A 591-nucleotide genomic window follows, 5' to 3' on the forward strand; every position below is an offset into this window, starting at 1 on the left:
CAGGACCGGCAGCAGCGAGAGCAGGACGACCGCCCCCACCAGCAGCCACAGGTAGCGGTCGATCCCCGGGACGGCCGCGCCCAGCCAGTACCCCGCCAGCACCAGGGTCTGCGACCAGAGCACCCCGCCCACGATCTGCCAGACGGTGAAGGTCCGGGTGGGCACGTCCAGGACACCGGCCAGCGGGCTGAGGACCGTGCGCACCAGTGGTACGAACCGGCCGAAGACGATCGCCTTGCGGTAGCCGTAGCGGCGCAGCAGTGACTCGCCGCGGGCCGCCGCCGATCTCAGGCGGGCGCTGCGGGTGCGGGCGAGCGCCGTCCGGCCGCCGTGCCGTCCGATCAGGAAGCCGACCTGGGCCCCGGCCACCGCCCCGACGGCGGCGCAGAGCATCACCTGCCAGAGCGACAGGCGCGGCCCGTGGTCGGCGCCGGCGGCGCAGAGCACCCCGGCGGGCAGCAGCAGGGTGTCGCCGGGCAGGAAGAAGCCCACCACCAGCAGGCCCGACTCGGCGAAGGTCACCACCAGCACGGCCAGCGCGCCGAATGCGGCGAGCAGGGAGGACCCGCTGGTCGGGTCGACGGCCGCCAG

Annotated in this window: 1 protein-coding gene; it reads right to left on the bottom strand. The window is 75.1% G+C overall.

What is annotated here, in order from left to right; all coding sequences use genetic code 11:
* The coding region (locus AA75_RS22690; RefSeq protein ID WP_233289142.1) for a DedA family protein at positions 1 to 591 on the bottom strand (591 nt) is incomplete at both ends.

It is taken from the genome of Kitasatospora sp. MBT63 (assembly GCF_000710465.2).
Classification (GTDB): Bacteria; Actinomycetota; Actinomycetes; order Streptomycetales; family Streptomycetaceae; genus Kitasatospora.